This window comes from Ignavibacteria bacterium (assembly GCA_016873845.1).
Lineage (GTDB): Bacteria > Bacteroidota > Ignavibacteria > Ch128b > Ch128b > JAHJVF01.
In genome coordinates, this window is record VGVX01000041.1 from 1 (window position 1) to 24,905 (window position 24,905).

Genomic DNA, 24,905 nt, shown 5'->3' on the forward strand with positions numbered 1-24,905 from the left:
GAAAATTTATAAATATTTTTCTCAATGAAATAAGTTTTAAATTGAAATTGAATAATTACTGTTTGCCCTTGTCATTTTCATCAACTTCTTCATAATCAATATCGATTATATCTCGCTTGTTCTTTTTTTGAAAACTATTTTTTTGATTTGTCGGAGATAAGTATTTCTCGGCGATTAGCTTAATAAATCTGTATACTAAATAAAATACAATAGCATAAAATATTACTCGTAACACTTAGAGCAATCCTTTCGGCTCTGGAGAATAGTATTCAACTAAAGCCCTGTCTTTTCTAAATATTAAATTAATTAATTCCTCAAGATCTTGTTGATTTTTTAGAAAGTCCATTTGAGTTGCATTAACAATAAGCAACGGAGTTGATTTGTACATGAAGAAAAAATGATTGTAAGCATCGGCAAGTTGTTCGATATAACTGCGCTGCATGTTTTTTTCCATATCGCGATTTCGTTTATGGATGTTATCCATCAATTTATCAACACTCGCCTGCAAGTAGATTACAATGTCGGGCTTAATTACACTTTTTTCGAGCTGGGAAGCAACAGTTTCATAAAGTTTCAACTCGTCTCCAGCAAGATTCAGATAAGCGAATATTTTGTCTTTCTCAAAAATGTAATCACTTACCAAATATTCGGAGAACAAATTTGATTGAACAATACTTTGCTGCTGCTGGAAACGATTTAATAAGAAAAATATTTGAGTTTGAAAAGCATATCTCTTTTTATCCGAATAAAATTTATCAAGGAAAGGATTAGCTTCAAATTGTTCGAGTACTAGCTCAGCCTTAAGTTTTTCTGTTAAAAGTTTTGCGAGTGTAGTTTTACCTGCACCAATGACCCCTTCAATGGCAATATATCGTATTTCTTTTTTTTCTAATACTTCGGACATCGTTAAGTCAATCTTTCAACTTTTAAATTGTCTTTCAATTCGTACAGCAAATCTTGAATAGATTTTCCTATAACTGGATGATAATATTTATCTTCAATTTCACAAAATGGTTCAAGTACAAATCTTCTATTTTGAAGATCAGGATGAGGAATTTTCAAGCTCCCACTATTAATTATTGAATTATTATAGAACAAGATATCAATGTCTATCTCGCGTTCATGCCACTGTTCTCTTTGAATTCTGCCGATATTAGACTCTATCTTCTTCAACTCTTCTATAAATACAATAGGTTCTAAATTTGTATTTACTTTCACTACTAAATTTAAGAATTCTTTTTGTTCTTTGTAACCATATGGTTCAGTTTTATAAATTGAAGAAGTCTTTACAATTTGAATTTGAGTCGATAAACCGAGTTGCAAAATAGATTTTAAAACGTTTAGAAATCTATTCCCGGCGTTTGAGCCAATCGACAAAAATGCTTCAGATTTCATTTCGATGTAAATCTATTTGCGCTTCAACATTATCAATCAAACCTCCAACAGGTGGATTACACTTTCTAACGTTAATGATCACTCTGCTTACAATCTGAAATTTTTTAAGAATTTTTTCTGCAATTAAAAATGAAATTTTTTCAACAAGATAAAATTTATTTGCAGTAAGGATATCATGTATGTATTTATAAACCGAGACATAATCAATCGCATCTTCAAGTTTATCGGAATTTGAAGCTTCATTAAAATCATAAAATAATTCGGCATCAACTTCAAATTTTCTTCCCAAATTATGCTCCTCAGTGAATACACCATGATAAGCATAAAAGACTGCATTTGTTAATTTTAAACTGCTCTGCATTTACTACATGCTCTTGAAAATTCTTTGATGATATAACTTTTTTATTCCTCGCCAATTTACAATAATTATTCCGAATAAAACAAAGAACGAACCAAGAAATACATTTGCAGTGAGTCGTTCATCATGAAATAACCAACCGATAATTACCGCAACTATTGGTGTAATAAAAGAAGTAAGAGCGAGAATAACAACTGAGATTCTTTGCATCAACCAATAATAAGTTGTGAAATTAAAAACCGTGACAATTAATGCAAGGTATAGCACATATCCAACTGAAATTGTTGTAAAAGATGCATTGGTTAAATCTTCTGCTAGAAAACTGAACAGTATCAGACCAATCCCTGCTAACAGAAACGGGATAAAATTCATGCTTAATGGATTTAGATAACTACCATGTTTTTTGATCATGATTGATATTCCCGCTTGCATAACAGCGCTAGTTACAACTAAGATCATTCCGGTAATATAGTTTTCGATGTCAATTTTCAAGCTATCAGAAAAAATTATTATTAATCCTACAAATGCCATTGTAATTCCAATGAAACGATAAGCTGTCAACTTTTCGTCAGAAATAAAAATACTTGAAAGAATTGCAACTGCAAATGGATAGACGCCAAATAAAATTGATGCAAGCGAAGAAGGAATATGACTCTCAGCCCAATATACCATCCAAAATGGAATTGAGTACGAGAACATTGCGAGAATAAGATATATTTTGTTCGACTTTGCGTCAAGTTGAAGTTTAATTCCACTTAATTTCATGATCATGTAAATTACAACAGCTGCAATGAAGAATCGCATCCCGATGTTGAGCATTGGAGGAAAATATGGAAGACTTAACTGGATTATCAGCCAGCTTGAACCCCAAAAAAGGCAGATTGCTATGTAGGCAAAAGGTATTAAAATTTTAGAATTCAATTTGTACTTCTCATTCCTATAATTGCAAGCATTCTTCCTGATCTTATTCCATCGCGGCGATAAGAATGCAATAAATTTTTCATCTCATAAGTGCAGAGAGATGAAATCTGGATCCGTTCTTGACGCACTCCTTCATTTTTTAGCAAAGTGAAATTAATTCCTGGTAAATCTATCAAATATTTTTCCTTGAAAATTTTTACATTTTCCTTTGGAAATTTTACCGCAACATCACAATCCACTACAAAACAATTCTTACAAATCGAATGACCAAAATAAACGTACAAATCTTCCGGATTTACCATGAGATCAGTTTTCAGTTTGACAAGGGTATGGTGAAGAATTTTTAGTTCTGTACCCCGCCAACCAGAATGAACTGCTGCGACTATTTTTTTTTTAGGATCAAAAATCAAAATTGGAATGCAATCTGCAATATTTACTGTTAAGAAAACATTTTCATTATCAGTAATTAACGCATCGTTTTCTTGGAGAAAGGCAGACTTATTAATGTATGAAATTTTACAGCCATGGACCTGATTTTGGGACACAATACTTTTCTCATTTACTTTCAACCAACTGAAGAAAGCTTCACGATTGAATTTAACATTCTTAACTTCATCACCCACATTTTGACTGAGATTAAATTTAAATGGGGAATTATCCTCCCCACCTAAAACTGTAGAAACACCATGCACTAAATTCTCGAATTGACTAAGTAAAGTGCTTCTAATAATTACTGGCTGCATTAAAGAATCGAAAGTGCCTCTGATAGATCTTTTATAATATCATCAGGATTTTCTAATCCAACAGACATACGAATGCCAGTTGGATCAATTCCTTCTCTAATTTGCTCATCGGCTGGAATCATTGAATGTGTCATTGAGCCTGGATGTTCGACCAATGTTCTAATATGACCAAGACTGACCGCCAGTGTAATCGTATAAGAATTTTCTGCAATGAAGTCCATTATTTTCTTCCCGTTCGCTTTTCCCTCTTCAGCATTTCTACCTTTAATACCAAAGTAAAGCATATTTCCAGGGGAAAAATTTCCTTCATAATCCTTCATCTGTTTCTTTGCAATTTCATGATACTTAAATGAAGTAAGTCCCGGATAATTTACATATGATATTGCCGGATGATTTGATAGAAACTCTGCAATCTTTGTAGCGGACTTAATTTCTTTCTGCAATCTTATTGGAAGCGATGTTAGTCCATAAACGACTATTGGCCATGCACTTTTTGCACCAAGGACTGCACCAAAATCTTTTCTATAAAGCATTATAACATCTCGGTATTTTTTGGGACAAATAACAACACCACCCATATCAGTCCCAAATCCTCCAATATTTTTTGTAAGAGAGTGCACAACGAAATCAACTCCTAATGTAATTGGCCTCTGACAATATGGCGTAGCAAAAGTATTATCAACAGCAACTTTAATCTGAGTTTTTTCATCTCGTTTCGAGTTAACATCTTTGACTAATTTTGTTACTGCTGAAATGTCTATAATCTCTAAATTCGGATTCGAAGGAGATTCAAAGTATACAACTCTGGTTTTTTCAGATGTTGCATTTTTCAAATTCTCAAGATTTGTCATATCAATTTTTTTTACACCGATGTTATACCGCGGATACCAATTATTGAGCAAGGAAAATGTGCAGCCATATAATGTTTTATGACAAATGATTTCATCTCCGGATTGAGCCAACACTCCGAAAATTGCTGAGATTGCACCCATCCCAGTTGCAAAAGTAACGGCAGTTTCTCCCATTTCTGCCAGAGCAAGATTTTCTTCTAGGATTTCCTTGTTCGGCTCTCCCATTCTGTCATAAATATAGATTGGTGATTCGCCATCGGGCAGAAAACAAGTGTTGCCAAATTCAGAAAATCCTTTCGCACCCCGTTCGGCAGAATCTAATCTAAAAGTAGTAGATGATGAAATAGGAGGAACTACATGATGATTGTAATCCCATTTTTCGGTGAATGCCCGACCGTAAATAAGGTGGGTTTCCATTGTATATTTTTTTTCGTCTTTTTTACTCATAAGCACCTCTTGTAATTAATAGTTCATAAAACGATTAATTATTTAATCATTTGAAATTTATAGTTTATAATACTTCTCTTCAATTTCTTTGCGAGATAATGGAGAATTAGGTGCTTAGGGTTCTCATTCGATTTAAAATCATAAGTAATTTACAAAAAAAAATTGGAATGATTGTGAATTTTTGGAATAATCTTTTACGATTCAAATTTTTTTACATTCGAATCAGCGAAACGATAACCACGGAGGAAATCGGATATAGTCATTTTTTTTCGTCCCTCAATTTGAAGGATTTCAATCAATATTTTTTTATATCCTGTATGAACAAATAATTTGTCATCGGCTATTTCAAAACAACCTGGCGTTAATGTGGAATTGATGTCAGAAATTTTCGTTTTAAATATTTTAACAATTTTATTATTAAAAATCGTGTAAGCTGCCGGAATTGGAGACAATCCGCGAACTAAATTATGGATGTCTGTGGACGCTTTACTCCAATTTATTAAACACATCTCTTTTGTAATTTTCGGTGCGTTCGATGCAAGCGAATTATTTTGAGCTTCTGTTTTAACTTCACCAGAAGATATTTTTTCAAGTGTTTTAATAATTAAATCAGATCCAAATTGAGCCATTCTATCATGCAGAGTACCAAAGTCATCCTCTTCTTCAATTTTCACTTTTTCTTGTAAGATAATATTTCCAGTATCAACTTTGTCTTGAAGGAAAAAAGTTGTCAAGCCAGTTTCTTTATCTCCATTGATCAATGACCATTGAATCGGAGCGGCACCCCTGTATTTAGGAAGAAGTGAACCATGAAGATTGAACATCCCTCGCGGTGCAAGATTGTAAACTTCTCGCGGTAAAATTCTAAAGGCAACGACTACGCCAACATCGAATTCAATATTTTTTATTTGATTAATAAAAGATTCAACGCGGAGGTTCTCAGGCTGCAGAACACGCAATTTGTGATATAGGGCTGATCCTTTGACAGGTGAAAACGATTTTTTCTTACCACGCCCTTTTTCTTTGTCGGGAACCGTGACTACAGCACAGATGGTATGATTGGTTTCAATTATTTTCTGGAGGCATATTGATGCGAATTCAGGAGTTCCAAAAAAAACTATTCTCATTTAAGAAAATTCATTTTTTTAACTTCTCGCAATATACCTCCTGAGCTTTGATCAATTGCAATTAATTCATAGAAGTAAACTCCACTCACCAAATTATATTTATCAGCATCAAATTCAAAAGTTCTGAATCCAACATTGTCCTCATCAACTAAAGGAACTGCAATTAATCGGCCAAGAATATCATAAACTTTCAATGTAACTTTTTGTTTGTGACCTTGATTCTCGCCACTGACAGCGAAATTAATTTTTGTTTTCGAGTTAAATGGATTCGGATAATTTTGTGAAAGCATTTTTTCGGATATTCTTCCAATCACTTCAATCTCGAAAGTAGTATGTTCTTTATTTAAACTTGTTTCGGCTTCTTCATTTAATAGAATACTCGTCCCATCCAAAAATCTTAATAGAACTGTTAATCCTGAGTGAGCATTCTTTAATTTAATTCGAATTGGAAAATCAGTCCCTGCAGTTTGTACAAGTTTTTTTTCATTTGTTAAAATAATTTTAGAGTTGTCAGAAAATCTTATATCAAAAATTCCTGCAGGTGGTTTGGGAGGCAATTCAAATTTAGATTGATCTACAACACTATGAGCGATATGCAAGCTACTTGAATTATTTCCATCGCTAAAAATTAATGATGACAAACCGGAGAAATCAGATTCCAAGCTCTGAAGATTAGGTTTAAATGTTAAAATAGCTAAGTTAATAGTTCCCGCTGAACTTGACTTAATCCAATATCCATTTCCCTTCTTTAGCTCAGATGCAATTTGATATCCACCATCGTATTCGAAAAATGACGACGAAATAATCCCTGGAGGATTTGTGGAAATATTGCTTACTGGGATATTTCCATTTAGTGAGCCGATAATATTCCATCCAGAACGAACCGGTACTTCGATGTTTTGTGATTGTGTGCCAATAAGAGTGTGATTTTGCGGAGTGTCAAATTTCAGCCAATAACCTAATCCGACTTTTAGCGTATCCTTTATTGCATAATTGCCTTCATACGTGTAAGCATATGAAACAGCGCCTGGAAAAACTGTAAGAGGAGTCATATTTCCGACTGTAAGAGGAGAAGATAGAAGATTCCAACCAGCTTTTGATGAGAATGTAGAAGTCGCCTGATTTGGCAGTGAATCTTGAATTACTGCCATCCAAGCACTTCTTTGACCACTTTCCAGCCTGGTCCAAATAGGATACACTTTTCCATTTAGGGCTGCTATATTAGTATAATCACCAAAAAAGACTGAAGAAGTTGGAGTGAATGGAGATTGAGAGACTTTAAATTCGCTAAATGTATCGCCGCCATCAGTCGAGCGTGCTACATACACATCTGTTTGGTTATCGCTATAATTACGTCTATCATAATAAACGATATAAATGCTCCCGGTTCCTGGATCAACGGTCATCCATGTAAAAAATTGGTGTTTATTTCCAATGTCAGAATTCACACGTTTTGGAGCAGTCCAAGTATTTCCGCCATTAGTAGATTTTACAATAAAAATATCTGTGTTATTCGTTCCATTTCTCTGGTCTGACCAATTAATATAAATATTACCTCTATATGGTGAATTGCTTATATCACAAGCAGTTACGGGCAGCCCATTACACCTATAAATACCTGGCACTGCAAAATCCCACCCTCCTGGAATAGAAGTGATGACTTTATCCAGTCCCCAAGTCACACCACCATCTATCGATTTATCAAAGACTAATCCAAGCGGGCCGGTCCACGAAAGATAGACCTCACCATTTGGCCCAACCGCCGGAACTGCTCCCTCGACTGTGTTATCTTCATCTATACAGTCGCCCCCCTTTTCACTAATTCGATAGGGAGCAGACCAAATTTCTCCTCCATCGGTTGATCTTGAGAATAATATTCGAGAGCTATCATTAGAGTTTGAGCTGCCATAATTATCAAATTCTGTCCAAGCCATATAGAGATTATTGCGATAAGTGCTATTAGTCCAATCAACGGCTATCCATTCTTTATCTTGAGCACGAACCGGAGGATTAAATCCAATACCGACTCCGCTACTCCATGAAACTCCTTTGTTCGTGGATTTCTGAACAACAATTCTATCAATCCAATAACCTGGAGAACTTGGATTTGATAAATGACCGAAATAGACATTACCAAATAGATCAAATACAACACAAGGATCTCCCCAGACACCAAGTGGTGATGACATATTTCCTTGAGTCCAAGTCGATCCGCTATTGGTTGAGTAATAAAAATATCTAATATTAGCCCCAGCAACTAAATTTGAAGGATCTATTGGATTAATTGCTATGCTCGTTTCATTGGGATCGGTGCTAGATGGATTGCTGACTCGTATATTTGGATACTGTGCACTTCCCAATTGAATCAAAACGAAGAAAACAACTAAAGCAAAAATTGGATTTTTCATAGTACCATTATCATGTTTATTTTAATAGAATAATTTTGTGAACTAAAGGTTGAAATTTTGAATTGCTAAATGCTGCTTTGACTAAATAAGGACTACTGCTTAAGTTCAATTTTTCAGAATCTAACTCGAACTCAAACTGTCCGGAGAAAATCTCTCCTTTAAATAACGTAGTAATTTCTTGTCCCAGAATATTAACTAATTTTAATGTTAAAAAATCATTAACAGGGGAAAATATTTTGATTTTAGTTTTAGGGTTAAATGGATTTGGATACGAACTGATTCTAAACTCATTCGGAATGATGTCATTATCCAAAGATACACTCGTTGTCGGTTTTATGAAACTCGCTTTTACAGCATTCCAGTAATCAGCGCCCATTAATTCGTAATTCCACATTCCATCTCCCCTTCGCCAATCCCAATAGGCAAAATGCCACCCTCTTTCTAAAGCGATGTCTGAAAGATCCGTTAGAAATTGAATCCCTCCGTTTTGCTGTTTCATTACTCCAAATTCTCCCATTACAATCGGCACATGGTGACTATCCTGAAAGGCTATTACAAATTCGTAAATTGTTGTTTTAAAAAAGTTCTTATCATGGAGCATATTCGAAAACCACTCAATACTAAAATACATCCCTGGATAAGTTTTTGTGTTTGGAGCTTCCTGTTTAGTATATGCTTGCGGTCTATAACTATGAAATTCATAAACTGTGAAGTGATCAGATTGTTTTTCTAAGATAGAAAAATATTCTGCGCTTGAATAGGACACATTTTGTACAACAATAGGAATATCGGTTGACACAGTACGGATCGAGTCAATAAAAAGCGAATAAATATCTTTCATAATTATTCCTTCAGCGTCTAATTTATTCTTAAATAGTTCCGGCGGATATGCAGTGTCATCAAAAAGCGGATTGGGTTCTACAATTGGTATAATTGCTGCAAAAAGTGAATCGGGAAGATATCTCGAAGTAATATCTTTCAACATTGATGCGTACAAATTTTGTTCATCAGGTCTTTTCCAAATCGTGGATTTGTTCGCTAATCCGGTAGATTCTAAATAGACATCTCTTCTTCCAGGTCCTTGTCTGACTGCGATGGCATAATAAATCCCGACAGTACGGCAGTACTTTACAAGTGAATCGATTTCGTCTATATAATTTTGCTTAACAGTGTAAGGTGAATCAACGTCTTGGAATCCAAAACAGCCAAGCATTGCATAATTTGCTCCAGATGCCTTCAGATCTGCAATATCTTCCAGTGTTTTGGGGAACTCGTTTAAGACGTTATAGCCGCGAAAAAAACTTGGAGTCTGCCACTTTATAAATTTAGAATTGGAAGACTGTGCAAATAAAGAATTGGAAAACATGATTGCAATGAAAATGCAACACGTGAACCTGCGCATATTTCCTCCAACAAGTATTTGAACTAGATTAATATTTAATTTTGGTTAAAATTTAATACAAATATTATTTTATAACAATCATTTTCTTGGTATCTGAAAAATCTCCGGCTTTAATTCTATAGAAATATAATCCGCTAGAAATTGAACTTGCATCAAATTCAACCTCATATCTGCCGATTGATTTTTGTTCACTAACTATTGTTTTCACTTCACGGCCAAGTACATCGAAAATTTTAAGCGTAACATGACTATTTTTGGGGATTTGATATTTAATCGTAGTTACAGGATTAAATGGATTCGGATAATTTTGCGACAAGAAGAAATTCAATACACCTTCCGATTTAGAGAATTTTATATTATTTATACCGCTGTTTGTTATTGTTAAACTATTTTCAGTAGTTAGTATCTCATTGATCAGTTTACCGGTAATTAAATCGTTGACTTTGAGAGTTACTATCCCTTTTTCAATTGATATTTTAACTGGATACACGGCATTATTTATTTGTAGAATTGACTCATGAGTTAAACCAGAAATATTATAATTTCCCAAAAATCTTGAGTCCAATACCGAACTTGGTGGAATCGGTGGAAGCTCTGTACGAACTGTCTCATAATTTTCGTCTAAATATACCTTCACCATTTGACCGCTGGCGTCAGAAATTAGCAAACATTCATCAAACTCAATTTTGGGATTATCAATCTGACTCTTCGCTAAACTCAAATTCATAGTTAGTGAACCATTTTGAGAACTCTTTAGCCAATATCCATTACCTTTTTCGATTAATGAAACAGCATGATATCCATTATTATATCCAAATATCTGCCCTTGAATTATTCCGGGTGGAGTTGTAATTAAACTCGCTACTGGCAGGCTCCCATTAAGTCCACCGATTAAGTTCCAACCGGTTTTCAATGGCATGTTAACAGCACTTTGTTGAATTCCATTAATAGTGTGATTCTGATTCCCATTGAATTTCAACCAATATCCATAGCCGTTCTGTAAAGAATCTTTTACTAAATAGAAATCATTAAACCAATATGCATTTGAAGTTGAACTCGGGAATATAATTGATTTTCTACAGTCTGGGACTTCCAGAGGAACTGAAATTATGTTCCATCCATCTACAGTCGAGAAACTTGAAGTTGAACCGCTCGAAGTTGTTTGGTAGCTAATAATACTCACATCATCTATGTACCAGCCATCTTTTTGAACAGAGCCATCACTCTGGAGATTAAATCTCAGCTTTACATTGCTCATTCCAACATAACTGGATAAATCCATTGATTCTTTCACCCAAGTTATCTGTGTGCCATCATAACCAATTGAACCGGATGGTTGTTTTCCTTTGCCGCTTCCGGGTCGAGTATATGAACCTGCTAATGAAGCCCAAGAACTTCCATTATTCGTGCTAACCTGAACTTGACCAAAATCCCAAGATGCTTCAATGTCCCAGCGTGTCCAGAATTCAAGATTAGCAAGAATAGAGTTACTTAGATCAATCGATTGAGTTTTTACTAAATCGGTATTAACATTTGCTGGATAATTTCCTGCAGGGCTGTCCGTAATTGAGTTAACTGGAGACTTTGAACTCGATGTTGTCAAACCCCAAGTATTTGTTAATGTCCAATTTGAAGTTCCACCTTCGAAATTATCAGTAAATAGAACAGATGGAGTGCCTACAACTATAGAAGTTGTGTCTGAAATGAGTGCAGTGCCGTTAATTGCAATTACGGCAGCAACTTTATGCTTTGATCCATTTGGTGTAATAGGTGAAATATAAAATTTCATCGGACTTATATTTGTTGAGACAGATTCACGGCCTGGTAGAGAATCAATCGAAATTGAAGCACCACTTAAAATATTTACATATGGCGATAGGGAGGTAAATGTGACTCCAACATTGTATGCGCTGCTTAAACCTTTATTTTTCAATTCGATTATCATTTGTACACTATCACCTGGTACAATATAATTTCCGTTTTTTATAAATGTTTTTTGAGCGATCGATGGATATTCTCCGGCAATCCATGAATAATATAGATTAGGTTTTAGATTTTCAATTGCCAATGGAAATATTCTGCTTTGACTTGGCCAAAAACCATCGGATGATGAACCGACCTCAGGTGTCATTGCAAATATCTTTCCGCGTGTTGCAATTGGTTCGCCGTCATACATATAATCATCCGAATTACCTCTCGTCGCATAACCTACAGTCTGTTGATCTGTACCGTAAACATATCCATTGTAAGCTGTCATATCTCGTGCGTACTCACGATAGATCAAGGAATCTGCCGTTTCGCGAACTAGCGCCCCATAAGGATAAATGAGAAGATTGCTATACGTATGATAATTTAACGCAGCTCTAATTTTTTTCGTTAGAAGAAAATCTTTCATGCCTGCATCTTCAGGTTCAGAGAAAGGCGCAGTTCCCCGATAAGTGTCACTGCTTGGTGATGTACTTGAGCCGCCATTAGGTGCATTCCAATATTCATAGGGCCCATAATTCCTATTTAGGTCAACTCCAAAACTTCCTCCATTATTTCTTCTGTTTTTTCTCCACATTCCCCCGCCGCTCGGATTTGTTGATCTATTATATTCATATCCATCAGGATTCAGAACTGGAAGAAAATACATCTCTCTGTTATTGACTAAGTAGGTTACCTCCGGATCAATTCCATATCTTTCCAGAAGATAATACATATAATACATTAGTGTCATCATGCCTTGAGGTTCTCGTGCATGGGTCATTGCAGTATACATTACTTGTGGTTCGTTTTCATTCACATCAGGATTATCCGAAATCTTTACCATCCATATTGAACGACTCTCAATTGAATTACCGATACTTGTTTTTGCAGTAATTAAATTTGGATACAGCATTCTCATTGTATCAAGATGGGCAACTACTTCATTAAATGTATAAAATCCTCCCATTGATCCGAAACCAAATCCCATTATTCCATACTTTTCTTTAAGTAGGTGCAGCTCATGTGTCGAATACAATGGTTGAGATTTGTAATAGTCCTTCCAGCTTTCAACTAGTACAGTAAAAGTTAATCCAAGCTGTCTTAATTGTTCAATCTCTGCTTCAGAAACCCAAATTTCAGGAGAAGCGATATTTTTTCTATCGAGCTGGCAATGAATATCGATGCCAGAATTAAACAGCTTTTCAAAATCACTTGCTGAATTAATTTGAAGTTTAACCTTGGAATAATCATTCCCTTCATGTGCGATGAGATTAATTGAAGAAAACATCACCACTGCGAAAAAGAGATTACGAAATAACATTAAGAACCTCACTTGATTAAAATCATTCTTTTTGACAACGAATTTCCTTCCCAATTTAGGGAATAAAAATATACTCCGCTCGACAGATCCGAAACATCGAGCTTGTAAAAATGTTTACCCTCTTCGAGTTTTTCCTGGACTAAGATTTTTAACTCCCTTCCGAGTAAATCAAATAGTTTTAAAGTCGTGTAAGCTGATTTTGGAATTTCAAAATTAATTAGTGTACTTGAGTTAAAGGGATTTGGATAATTTTGAGCTAAACTGAATCCATATTCTGAATTCGAAACTTTAGCTTTGATCCGATCAATCTTCGAATCATGGATGATAAATTCTTCTCCACTCTTCAAGAAAACATTTACAGGTCCATTCTGCGAAATAAAAGATAATTCCAAACTTGAATTTTTCTTTGAATTATAATTTAAGCTAATTGGATATTGTAAATTCGAAATTGATATTACTTGAGCTGTTCCTGCTGATTCGACAAATCTATTACTGATAAACCTCGCATCTTTCGATCCAGAAGGAGGTGAAGGGGGTAATTCGTACTGAGATAGATCAAAATTTCGATCAGTAAAATAAAACGAATATGTTTGACTATCATCATCTTTTATAACGATTTTATCCGTCTCATCAAGAGATGAAGAAGTTTTTTCAGGCGGTTTGTATGAGGTTGTAGTAAAAGTTAGAGAGCCTGATGCATTGGTCTTCAACCAATGTCCTTTTCCGACTTCAAGTACTGTAACAGGATTATAACCATTATCATATGCAAAAAACTGAGATGAAATTATTCCTGACGGATTGGTTGTAATCGAATTAGTCTGTATCGGAGAATTCATTGCACCGATTATATTCCAGCCGGAAGATAAATTAATTGTATGCGGATTAACGACTTCACCATAAATAGTGTGCGATTGCACGCTCGGAAATTTCAGCCAGTATCCAACACCGAGCATCAATGAATCCGAAATTTGATACCCATTCTCATATGTGTATGCATATGAATTTGAATTTGGGAAAAAATAGTCTTTTGATTTATTTATTGAGTTTAACGGAATAGATAGAAGATTCCAACCCGATTGCGTTGTAAATGATGCAGAAGTTCCGGTTAAATTGAGGGAGGCTTCGAATACTCCTCTTCCATGAGTTCCGACTCTCAGTTTTTGGATCGTCGGAGAATAATCCAAATGTATAGCTACTGTATTCGGCAATCCTTGATAGATTTCAATCCAGCTTAAACCCGAATCTGTTGTCATAAATACTCCAACATCAGAAGAGATAAAATAAGTTTTATCAGGATCATCAGGATAAATGAACATATCATTTGCGGGGGAATCAGGCAGATTAGCATGGATGCTCGACCAACTAGTACCACCATTTGTACTTCGGTAGACTTTCTCCGTACCAAATCCAGAAAAAGTTAAAAACGAAATACTCGAATTTGTTGGGTGAACATAAACTGAGGTAATAGTTTTATTCGGTAATCCAAAAGTTACATTCGTCCAATTAACGCCGCCATCTTCTGACTTAAATACCTTACTTGAAGATGTGGCATACATAATTAATGGATTTGATTTACTTATTGCCAATTCTCTAACGGCGGTGGTTCCATTAACATTTCCAGAAATTGCAGTCCACGATCCTCCATTATCAATGGAGCGATAGACCCGCGTTCGAGCCACATAAAATGTTCCGGATGTCACTGGATGTGCAATTATCGGTGCTACCCATGCAACACTTTCTGAAGTTGAAATTCCGGATGAAGCTGATATCCACGAAGATCCTCCATTAGTGGTTCTCCTCAATCCGCCATTTTGAGTTTCACCTATAATGAAATTTGAGTTGAAAGGATTAAAACATACTTCACCGCCATCACCGCCAAACGCAGCAGCCCAATTCATCGTGCCATACGTTTGTTGAGTTCCATTATCTTGTGTACCACCTAAAATTCTTGCTGGAGTAAAGGGACTTGCAGCAATTCGGTAGAATTGTGTAAGAGTAAGTTTCTCATTCAAATTTTCAAAGGATGCGCCTAAATTTGTAGAACGATAGATTCCTCCATCATTTAAACTTAGAATTGTATTATCATCACTGGGATGAAAAACTAAATTATGCTGGTCAACATGGACATTACCTCCACTGTAGCCGTTCGTAATGTTTGAAAAATTCGCTCCCCCGTTTGTCGATCGATAAACATCGATGGTTCCTACGAAGACAACATTCGGATTCTTTGGGTGCACTTTGCAGTAAAGGTCATACCAAGCTTGAGAACCATCAAAATTCTGCGATGTCGCAATCTGATTCCAAACAACTCCATTGTCAGTTGATTTATAAACTTTAACAGCGCTGCTCGCATACACAGCGGCGTACATTATTGAGGGTGTTTTAAGGCACAGATCAAAATGGGTTCGCGTTCCATCCGGCAGATTCGAACTAAAACTTGAAAACGTTGCTCCGCCGTTTATCGATCTCTGCATACCGATCCCATTACCAACAGCAAATGCTGTATCACCGGAAGCAGTATAGATTACATCGTCGCACCGTCCTGCAAGAAGTTGAGTCCAAGTAACTCCTGAGTTAGTGCTTCGGTAAAGTCCGCTTGTGCCCAATGCCGCAAGCAATTGTATGCTATTTCCAGGACGTATAACTATTCGCGAGAAGTAAGAAGATGACGGTAATCCGGATGTAATGTGCTGCCAAGTTGCACCGCCATTCGTAGATTTCAACAAACCTCTTCCGTAATAAGAAGCGCCGCTATATGTTGCTTCTCCAGTACCTGCATAAATATTTTCTGGATTTGTCGGATCGATTGCAATAGCTCCCATCGAAAGCGATGGTTGATCATCGGTTAGTGGAGTCCAACTCGTACCATTATCAATTGACTTCCAAACGCCGCCATTTGCAGGACCAATGTAAATTATGTTCGGATTAGTTGGATTATAAGCGCCAGTTACTATCCTTGAAGAAATATTTCCATAATTCGAGTAATATCCAGGTGTTGGACCTAAATTTGTCCATGTAATAGAACGAGTAAGATCGTTTGAATTGACTCGCATCTGATTTCTTTGTTGGATAGAGTTTTCATAAGCTTTGTTAGGAATTTTTCCTTCCGGAAAAGCTCTCTCTTCAAAGAATTTCCACTCACGAATGAATGCTTTTCGGTTTTTCAACTCTGCGGGAGCTTGATCGTAAACTGACGATTCTAACAGCTTATCACGATATTCATTCTGAGCAAAGACATTGCACAGAGAACTTAAAATTAAAGCAAATAATATTTTTCTCATTTAAGTAAAATACATTTTTTAGTTAAAACTAAATCACTTGTCTTAAGCTTGATCAAATAAATTCCGCTTGCTAAGTCATCCCCGTTCAAGTTCAATTTATACGAACCAGCATTTTGATTAGCATCAATTAATTCCTTTACTACTTGTCCGATTGAATTTATCAGACTTATCTTCACATTACCATATTTCGCAAGAGTGTAATTAATGGTCGTTTGAGAATTAAATGGATTAGGATAGTTTTGTCCTAAACTGTATTCAGTTGGAGCTAGTGCAGGTTTAATTTTCAGTAATTCTGTTGTTTGATGAATTATTACTGTTTGTCCATTTCCTAAACTTTGAGAAAAAGTTTCATCAAGCATATTCGAGTAGACTTTATAATTTGCTCCAGACTTACTATTCAGTTCAATCTTAACCGGGAAACTTACTGAATTTAATTTAATGAGATTCTCCTGATAAGAATTCGCTGCAAACCTATCGTCAAAGAATCTAATATCAAATACTCCATTAGGCGGAATTGGCGGTAGAAGGAATTCATGATTGGAATAATTTGATGTTAAAAAGAGTTTTTTAATTTTCCCAGATGCATCTTCGATTGTCAATGTACAATCAAAATCAAATTTTGATAAAATATCCTCGGAATGATTTTTGAAAGTCGACGTGGACAAAGTCATCGTTCCACTTTGATTAGTATTGATCCAATAACCTTTTCCGCGTTTAAGTGCTGTCACTGGAGCGTATCCCATATTATATTCAAAAAACTGGCTCGATAGGATTCCTGGAGGATTTGTTGATATTGCTGCCACTGATACGTCTGAATTTAATCCGCCGACTAAATTCCATCCACTATTCATTCCAACTACAGCAGTTGATTTAACTTCACCTTGAATTGCATGCGATTGATCTCCATTAAACTTTAACCAATAACCTCTTCCAAGAACCATAGTATCTTGAATGCTGTAATTTCCATTGTATGTATAGGCATAAGAAACAGCAGAAGAAAAAAGTGATGTTTTCTTATTATCTGTCGGGTCTAGCGGAACAGAGAGTAAATTCCAACCATCAAAAGTGTTTATGTTTACATATGTTCCGGTATTCATTTGAGCATATTCTGCAATAGTTACTCCTGTGACTTGAGTAATTCGATGTGCGTAAGGCATATTATTGTATTGATATTTGTCATTCACTGTATGATATCTCGGATTAAATTCATTATCATCTTCAATGATCAAAATTGCACCATAATTTTTCTTTAAGAATGAATCATGATCGCTGTATGGCTGAGAAGCAACCACTCTTGGAACGAGAGGAATGCTGTATTGTGTGATATTTGCAATGAAATCATTTGCGATTTGCACTGTGTTTGCGACACTTTTCGAATGGACATCACATTTGCCATCATTGTTATTATCGTATGCAATCATGTCAAGATTAATAACTGCAAGTATGCTGTCGTTTCTATTTCGCGCCTGAGTCGCATAAAAGTTGCTGCCGACTAAACCTTGCTCTTCTTCATCCCAAGCCATAAATTTTACAGTATACTTGAAACTGTACTTTGAAAATACTCTTGCAAGTTCCATTACTGCAGCTGTTCCGCTCGCATTGTCATCCGCCCCAGGTGCAGTAGTACCACTCGGCATATCGTCAAAATGCGCACAAATAATGTAATACTGGTTTGGATATTGTGTCCCAAGTTTAGTTCCTATAACATTCTTTCCAGTGGTACTGAAACTATCATACTTAGCTGTAAGTCCATAAGAAAGAAATTTTTCATAAATAAATTGTGCAGCTTTATCATTTCCGGGTTGATTTTTGTGCCTTGAAACTATTGTATAATTAGCACCGCCGATTACGCATGAAGTATCTCCTGATAATTGGCGATTATATAATTTCAGACTATCGAGTGATACATCATTAATTAACTGGATGAGATTCGGTGCCTGTGCAAATCCAATGGTTGAAATAAAAAGTAAAGCAAGTAAAACATTTATTTTTTTCATCTCTGATTACGCTCTTTCATTGTTGCTGAATTAGTAAATTACTTCAGGAATAACATCCTCATTGTTTTAGATTGATTGTTTGCTGTTAAAGTGTAAAAATAAACTCCGCTTGTTAATTGAAAATTGCTTATTGAAAATTGATAATTATATTCTCCTGGTTCATGCTTGGCGTTGACCAAAGTCGCAATTTCTCTGCCGAGAATATCAAAAACTTTCAGTGACACTTTACTAGCTTCCGGTATTTGGAATTTTATATTTGTTGCAGGATTGAACGGATTAGGAAAATTTTGATAAAGCTGAAAGCTAATATCACCAAGTGAATACTCAGTTTGTATACCAAAAGCATTATTATTATCCAGCTTAAGTTTGTCTCCGTTATACATGTTACTCAACAATTCACCACTGATCGGATCAGAAATCTTTAAACTTGAATTGCGATTAGAAAAAAACTCGAGTGCCAATGGAGACTCTACAGATTGCATTTTTATTAAATCAACTGAATTACTGATGTTAAAGTTTGTTATAAATCGGATATCAAATATTTCAGCTGGAGGGATGGGCGGGAGTTCATAACCGGCATCAAGATTTCCTCCAAAATATAGATAAGTAGTTTTTCCACGAACATCAGTGATCTTGAGCTTATCATAACCTTCGAAATCATATTGGTATTGAATATCATATTTAGAAAAGGTAGTATTCAGTTGAAACAGTCCATCTTGACTAACTTTAACCCAATACCCCTTTCCTTTTTCTAAATTTGTAGTTGCATAATATCCATTGCTGAAATGGAAGAAAGGAGTCATAATAATATTTGGTGGAGTAGTAATTATAGATGAAACTGGTATAGTTGAGTTAAGTGAACCAATTAAATTCCAACCATTCGAAACCGGAATTGAAACTGAACTAATAATTTGTCCGGCTAAATTATGAGTCAGCGGTGCTACAAACTTAAGCCAAAAACCCTTCCCTAATTCCAAATTATTCTTAATGAAATAATTTCCATTGTATCCATAAGCGTAGGATGATGAATTAGGAAAAAGAGCTTCCTTCGAATTTTCAGATGCTTCAACTGGGATACTCATCAAATTCCAGCCTGTGATAGTAGTAATATTCGCTGTACTCCCTACAGTAAATGAAAGCAATTCTGTTGGTGCATTTTTCGGTAAAGACTTCTGAACTTCACCCCCAAGAGTTCTTGCCGAAATGTAATATTTATAAATCGCTGAATTTCCGTTTCCGGGTATAAATGCGACAAAACTATCAACCGCTACTTTATTCATCAGAATTGAATCTGTGACCGAACCCCTTCCCCAAAAAAGCTTTACATTATTTTCATCAATTACTAATCTCGAATTTAGCTTTACAGCGATTCGATATGGTCCAGTAAGATTTGTTGAATCATTTGGTAAAGTGTGGGTAAATTTAATATTATAGTAATCCACTGCTAATTGTGCATTAATAATTCCCCATCCATATTCACGATTTGGAGTAGATGCATTGTTTGCAGTGTTTCTCAATGCATCTCGCACCTGCATCGGAGTTAGTTTTGGATTCTCGGATAGTATCAAAGCAGCAACTCCAGCAGATAGAGGACATGAAAATGATGTCCCACTGACAGAAGTGTAACCGATATCACTTGAAGTACTCGCGGCTCGCACACCTGAACCCATCGCCATGATGTCCGGTTTAATTCTTCCATCCACTGTGTTACCGACGGAACTAAATGAAACTCTTGTTCCACTCGAGCCAACAGCACCAACGGCAATAACACTATCTCCATCAGCCGGACCAATTAATGTATTACGAGTTGAGTTAAAACCTTCGTTCCCTGCAGAGTTTACCACAACAATTCCGCGCTTTACGGCAAGGTCAGCTCCGATTGTGACAACTGTTGTGTTTCCATCCATATTCTGCCAAGTGTAACTCGGGTATGGAGGATCAAAATCTAAATAACCTAATGAAGAACTGATCACATCAACTCCAATACTGTCCGCCCATTCAACTGCACGAAGCCAATTGTCCATTTCAATGGGCGTTTCACTTGCGGTGTTTTCAGTTTTAGCAAGAATGTAAGTCGCACCAAATGCAGGCCCTATCAGTTGTCCTTCTTTATATCCGCCGATTGTTGAAAGTGTTTGAGTGCCGTGAGTTCCAGTTCCTTGTCCTCCCTGTCCATCACCGACGTAAGGTCGATTGTTCACAAAATCATAAGTCGTAAGAATATTCATTTGGGAAAAACTTTCGTGCGTTAATCGGTTAAAACCCGTATCAAATACACCAACTAAAATTCCTTGACCGTAATTACCTGAATTATGAACGGCGGGAACATTTATTTGCTGATTCTGAGTTAACGATTGCCCATAGTTCAAAGCCATTGGGGCATTCGGGATAGTTATCGTTTTAAAGACACTTTTATCTTCAACATCATATCTTTTGTGATAGACCTCAATCAATTCAACTTGACGGACAAAATCGAATTTTATAATATCTTTAATCGCTACCAGACTGGCTTCTACACTTACAGCATTGAGCCATTTAGAATTTTGCCTGAATTTAGAAATCCTTGGAATCAATTTCTGAACATAACTGTCATAAACAGGTAAATCCAAAAAATCGATTAGGTCATTTCGGTTTTGAATTTTCTTTCGACGCTCCAATGATCTTTGAGAGATGACAGAAGTTGGATCGATAATTTCCTTTAGTGAGATTGGACCTTTATCAATAAAATAAATCCAAACCTTATATGTTTGATCTACACTATCTTTCTCGAGAAGTCTCGAAAGAAATTTACCGGCTTTGTTTTGACCGGCTGTTAACGAGATTGAGGTAAATAAAACTAATAAAAGTAATTTCATATAATATTTTATCACAATTATCCTGCTGTAAAGTGCACAAAAATAGGTTATACAAAGTTAATAATCACTTGAAAATTTTTGGGTTAAAGATGAAAGGAAGCAGAATGCTTTCTTTCTCTATCCTCAGAAAATCATTTTATAAACAGCAAAAGCCCGAATGGTCGGGCTTCTGCTTTGAAGAACATTAACTCAGGTAATGTCCATTATTTACTTGAGTAATACCATCTTCTTTACATTCACAAAATTACCAGCAGTAATCTTATAGAAGTATACACCGCTTTCCATACCTTTGGCATCAAGTGTAAGTTCATAATAACCGGCTTTTTTATGTTCATCCATCAGTACGGCTATTCGTTCACCCACAACATTGAATACCTCGACAGTAACATTGGATTCTTGAGGAATACCAAATTTGATTTTTGTCGATGGATTAAATGGATTTGGATAATTTTGATATAAAGTGTATTCAGTCGGCAGCAATCTTGGGTCAACATTAACTAAAGGCACCAACTTGAATTTAATATTGAATGCACTTGTAGACCTCAATGAATCAGTTAATCCGGTCTTGTAAGCCCAGATTGCCCACTGACCACTAATAGAATCTCGTGCACCAACATTATATAGCATAGTGTATAGATCTTTTTGTTTCTTAGTTAATGCAGAATCTGCTCCGCTGTTATCACAGACATACTCTATAAAGTATGGTGAAATGAATGGGACTCCCATTCTCCACACATATTTAACAGCATTGAACGCTTTTCCACATTTGAATGAGACACTAGTTGTATCACCTTCTTTAACAGTAACCACTCCGTTATCCGACGGTGTAGTCAAGTTAAATGAACCTAAAACCGCATTCGGGAAATAATTTACTGTTAGTTTGAGCTTGCTCAATAGAGAATCTAATACAGTTATCATTCCTGTTCCAGAAACTGTAGTGTCAAAGGTTGTGCCGGTAAAGTTTTGGAATCTGATTTTTACATCTGCTGGCAGATGGAAATAGATAACTACATTATTACCAGACATTCTTTGGAATTTGAGCTCATGTATCTTGGTAGTGATTCCAAGATTTACACCTTGGCGATAATCCATCGCAATACCTTGACCAAGTGTCGTAATTCCAATATCATCACCAATAAAGCGTGCATCGAAGACACCTGTTGGTGGTGGTGGTGGTAATTCTTCCTCACCCAATCCAGCATTTATTCCATCAGTTGCAGCTGGATCCAAACCAAATCTAAGTAGTCTGAAACGTTTGGTATCCGAAACTACAAGCGGGACATCAACGCTAATTGGAGCAGGTGCTGCAACTACTGAGAAGTTAGCATCACTTTCATCGAAGTTCGCATTATTAGCTGAAGCTTCAATTTTAACTTTGTATTGCGTTCCTAGAGCTGTAGGTGCAGCGAATGCATACCAACCTCTGCTGGCGGGAATGCCAGATGCTAAAACTGTTGGATACGATGTTCCCCCATCCGAGGAGAGTCTAATATTTACATTACCGGTTAATTCAAATACACTCCAATTGATGAAATGCATTCTGCCGGCATATAGTTTTTCACCGCCATTTGGTGACAAGACAGTTATTGTGCCTGGTGTTGGTCCAGAAGTACCAATCTTGTATCCAAATAATGTGTGCGGTTCAGATTGGTTTAATCCACCCAGTGTATAAGTGCCAGCTTGGAATTGATCAGTTACAAACAATCCGCCACCGATTACTGTTGCAGGCATTGTCGGAGCTAGATCGAAGCTATCGACTCTTGCACCAGTTGCCGCATTTAATTTAACCAAGAACGAGGTTGTATTTGTAGAGGAACCATCATCCCATACCCAAAGATATGGTCCGCCTGCACTCAAAGTATCATATGCGTTACCAGACATTCCGGTTAAACCATGAACAGATTGTTGAATCGTTCGTATTGTTGTTCCATTTCTCCTGATTAAGTAGATTGCTCCACCCCAATCAGCCACAAAGAAACCATCATCAGCAGAACTGTATGAAATCCCTCTTACCGCGACCGGAGAAGTACTCGTACCAACAACCGTCTTAGTTGCAGGATCAATTTTATAGATTGTTGTTGAGTAGTTACTTCCATAAAGGTATTGACCATCCCATGCCAAGTCTCTTAGACCTGCTCCAGATGGAAAACCGGTAACCGCACCTGAATCGAGAATAGCAGTTCCAGCTTTATTTATCTTAAAGAGAATCGAAGTACCAAAAGAAGTCGACCATCTCGTAATCCAGAAATTCGAGCCGTCAAATTCAGCACCATACATTGCTCTTAAATTGCTGCTTGATAACGCAGTAATATCATAAGAGAATTGCAGTACCGGACCAACACCAGCCGGACTGATTGTAAATGTATTATCACTGACATCAAATAAAGCAGCATTTGTCGAATCAGAAACTCGAACTTTACACTGGGATGATGGAGTATTTGGAATTAACCAATTGTAAACTCCTGTTATTTCCTCAGTAAATTTGTCGAGTCCTTCTGCAGTTTTTAAATCAGAAGATTTAGCTAAAAGTGCAGGGCCATATCCAATCAAATTCCATGAACCACCATTATCTGTTGTAAACTCGAGTTTTACTCTTGTTACACCAAGTGATGTCCATGAAATTTGTTTTGTTGAACCAACCGTCCAGTTTTCACCTCCATTAGGTGCGGTCACAACTATAGATGGAGGTATTACACCTCTAAAGTATTTAACTACACGTCCGGTGGAACCGACTGCATAACCAACAGCATTAGCTCCGCCAAGTCCTTTAATATTTACATCATTCAGGGCTGCGGCGCCTGCATGGCTAGTAGACCAGCTTGAACCATGATTGGAAGTATAATAGACATTATTTCCAGAGGTAAACCAATATTGATCTTCAGCGACTGAAGTCGCACCAAGAATATTTCCAGTAGCTGGTGTAGTGTTAGCAACCCAGTTCACACCGCCATTGGATGAAATATTAGCTGTACCAGTTGCTGAACCTGTGAATCCTTTTGATGCTGAACCGAAAGCAACAGAATAACTGTTCACTACGGTCGTAGCATAATTTGTCCAAGTCGCTCCACCGTCAGTCGTTTTGTATACACGTGAATTATTTGTACCAAACCAGCCGGTTGTTCCGACCCAATGCCAGGAATTATTCCAGCCAGCTTCAGCTCCAGCTTGTGCTAAAGTTGCTGCAGAAGTCCATGAAGCTCCACCGTTTGTGGTTTTTAGGAGTGTCCAAGCAGCACTTACAGGATCTCCTTGTGCATAGCCATTATTAGCATCAAACATTTCAATAACATTGATAAAGCCACCGGCTTGTGTGTAAACATCTGTCCAAGAAGTTCCACCATTAGTGGTTAAATGAATTTTGGTATCGGCAGTACCACTAGTAGTTACAAGACATTTGTTGGCATCAATTGCCTTTACATTATAAACATCAGTTGCTCTTGGACTTGTAACAACAGACCAGGTTGTTCCACCATTAGTCGTGCGAATTACAACTCCTCCCAATCCACCTGCCCATGCGATGTTGGCATCAACAGTACTTACACTATAAAGAGTTGCAGTGGTATTGGAAGTTTGCACCGTCCAATTTTCACCAATAACACCTTCACTAATAGTAAATACGTTATCACTTACGTCATTCACTGCAGCGTTTGTTGAGTCTGATACTCTTACTTTACACTGAGTGGATGGTGTATTAGGAATTGTCCAAGCATATATTCCGAGTTCACCTTCAATTAATCCTGCAGGATCTTTCGGATTAAATCCATCTAATCTAACCTTGCTTGCAGTTTTAGCTGGTGCATAACCTATAGTATTCCAGCTTGTACCATTATT

General features: G+C 36.4%; 15 protein-coding genes. All 15 read right to left on the bottom strand.

The genetic code is table 11. From position 1 onward, the window contains the following. Positions 1–55 precede the first annotated feature (55 nt). Positions 56–235 (bottom strand): hypothetical protein, encoded by a 180-nt coding sequence (locus FJ213_08570; protein MBM4176211.1) that lies wholly within the window; start codon positions 233–235, stop codon positions 56–58. Further along, positions 236–904, bottom strand: coding sequence for a deoxynucleoside kinase (locus tag FJ213_08575; GenBank protein ID MBM4176212.1), 669 nt, complete (start codon positions 902–904; stop codon positions 236–238). It abuts the gene before it with no gap. A gap of 2 nt (positions 905–906) precedes the next feature. Then, entirely contained in the window at positions 907–1,395 is a 489-nt protein-coding gene (folK, locus tag FJ213_08580) for a 2-amino-4-hydroxy-6-hydroxymethyldihydropteridine diphosphokinase (protein ID MBM4176213.1), read from the bottom strand. Further along, on the bottom strand, positions 1,385–1,756 hold the full coding sequence (gene folB, locus FJ213_08585) for a dihydroneopterin aldolase (protein MBM4176214.1): 372 nt from the start codon (positions 1,754–1,756) through the stop codon (positions 1,385–1,387). Before folB ends, folK begins: the two co-directional genes overlap by 11 nt. A gap of 3 nt (positions 1,757–1,759) precedes the next feature. After that, positions 1,760–2,674 carry a DMT family transporter gene (locus FJ213_08590; GenBank protein MBM4176215.1) on the bottom strand — a complete coding sequence of 305 codons (915 nt, stop codon included), beginning with the start codon at positions 2,672–2,674 and terminating at the stop codon, positions 1,760–1,762. After that, complete coding sequence (gene pgeF / locus FJ213_08595) at positions 2,671–3,417, bottom strand: peptidoglycan editing factor PgeF (GenBank protein ID MBM4176216.1); 747 nt, start codon at positions 3,415–3,417, stop codon at positions 2,671–2,673. Before pgeF ends, FJ213_08590 begins: the two co-directional genes overlap by 4 nt. Continuing rightward, positions 3,417–4,715: an aminotransferase class I/II-fold pyridoxal phosphate-dependent enzyme gene (locus FJ213_08600; GenBank protein ID MBM4176217.1), complete on the bottom strand. Its 1,299-nt coding sequence runs from the start codon at positions 4,713–4,715 to the stop codon at positions 3,417–3,419. The genes pgeF and FJ213_08600 overlap by 1 nt, the downstream gene beginning before the upstream one ends. 194 nt (positions 4,716–4,909) lie before the next feature. Continuing rightward, on the bottom strand, positions 4,910–5,842 hold the full coding sequence (locus tag FJ213_08605) for a methionyl-tRNA formyltransferase (GenBank protein ID MBM4176218.1): 933 nt from the start codon (positions 5,840–5,842) through the stop codon (positions 4,910–4,912). Further along, entirely contained in the window at positions 5,839–8,250 is a 2,412-nt protein-coding gene (locus tag FJ213_08610) for a T9SS type A sorting domain-containing protein (protein MBM4176219.1), read from the bottom strand. The genes FJ213_08605 and FJ213_08610 overlap by 4 nt, the downstream gene beginning before the upstream one ends. A 16-nt stretch (positions 8,251–8,266) precedes the next feature. Continuing rightward, a complete protein-coding gene (locus FJ213_08615) occupies positions 8,267–9,652 on the bottom strand; it encodes a glycoside hydrolase family 5 protein (protein MBM4176220.1) in 1,386 nt (461 codons plus the stop codon). Positions 9,653–9,716: 64 nt separating this feature from the next. Further along, on the bottom strand, positions 9,717–12,941 hold the full coding sequence (locus FJ213_08620) for a T9SS type A sorting domain-containing protein (GenBank protein ID MBM4176221.1): 3,225 nt from the start codon (positions 12,939–12,941) through the stop codon (positions 9,717–9,719). An 8-nt stretch (positions 12,942–12,949) separates the two neighbouring features. Next, positions 12,950–16,222 carry a T9SS type A sorting domain-containing protein gene (locus tag FJ213_08625; GenBank protein ID MBM4176222.1) on the bottom strand — a complete coding sequence of 1,091 codons (3,273 nt, stop codon included), beginning with the start codon at positions 16,220–16,222 and terminating at the stop codon, positions 12,950–12,952. Continuing rightward, entirely contained in the window at positions 16,219–18,219 is a 2,001-nt protein-coding gene (locus FJ213_08630; protein ID MBM4176223.1) for a M28 family peptidase, read from the bottom strand. Before FJ213_08630 ends, FJ213_08625 begins: the two co-directional genes overlap by 4 nt. A 38-nt stretch (positions 18,220–18,257) precedes the next feature. Continuing rightward, complete coding sequence (locus FJ213_08635) at positions 18,258–21,074, bottom strand: T9SS type A sorting domain-containing protein (protein MBM4176224.1); 2,817 nt, start codon at positions 21,072–21,074, stop codon at positions 18,258–18,260. 207 nt (positions 21,075–21,281) lie between these two features. Continuing rightward, a partial coding sequence (locus FJ213_08640) for a T9SS type A sorting domain-containing protein (GenBank protein MBM4176225.1) occupies positions 21,282–24,905 on the bottom strand: 3,624 nt, incomplete at its 5' end.

Bases quoted from the DNA above. Each gene is read 5' to 3' on its own strand.
- FJ213_08575 (MBM4176212.1), bottom strand. From the start codon at position 904: ATGTCCGAAGTATTAGAAAAAAAAGAAATACGATATATTGCCATTGAA.
- folB (MBM4176214.1), bottom strand. From the start codon at position 1,756: ATGCAGAGCAGTTTAAAATTAACAAATGCAGTCTTTTATGCTTATCAT.
- FJ213_08635 (MBM4176224.1), bottom strand. From the start codon at position 21,074: ATGAAATTACTTTTATTAGTTTTATTTACCTCAATCTCGTTAACAGCC.
- folK (MBM4176213.1), bottom strand. From the start codon at position 1,395: ATGAAATCTGAAGCATTTTTGTCGATTGGCTCAAACGCCGGGAATAGA.
- FJ213_08625 (MBM4176222.1), bottom strand. From the start codon at position 16,222: ATGAGAAAAATATTATTTGCTTTAATTTTAAGTTCTCTGTGCAATGTC.
- FJ213_08615 (MBM4176220.1), bottom strand. From the start codon at position 9,652: ATGCGCAGGTTCACGTGTTGCATTTTCATTGCAATCATGTTTTCCAAT.
- FJ213_08605 (MBM4176218.1), bottom strand. From the start codon at position 5,842: ATGAGAATAGTTTTTTTTGGAACTCCTGAATTCGCATCAATATGCCTC.
- FJ213_08620 (MBM4176221.1), bottom strand. From the start codon at position 12,941: ATGTTATTTCGTAATCTCTTTTTCGCAGTGGTGATGTTTTCTTCAATT.
- FJ213_08630 (MBM4176223.1), bottom strand. From the start codon at position 18,219: ATGAAAAAAATAAATGTTTTACTTGCTTTACTTTTTATTTCAACCATT.
- pgeF (MBM4176216.1), bottom strand. From the start codon at position 3,417: ATGCAGCCAGTAATTATTAGAAGCACTTTACTTAGTCAATTCGAGAAT.
- FJ213_08610 (MBM4176219.1), bottom strand. From the start codon at position 8,250: ATGAAAAATCCAATTTTTGCTTTAGTTGTTTTCTTCGTTTTGATTCAA.
- FJ213_08600 (MBM4176217.1), bottom strand. From the start codon at position 4,715: ATGAGTAAAAAAGACGAAAAAAAATATACAATGGAAACCCACCTTATT.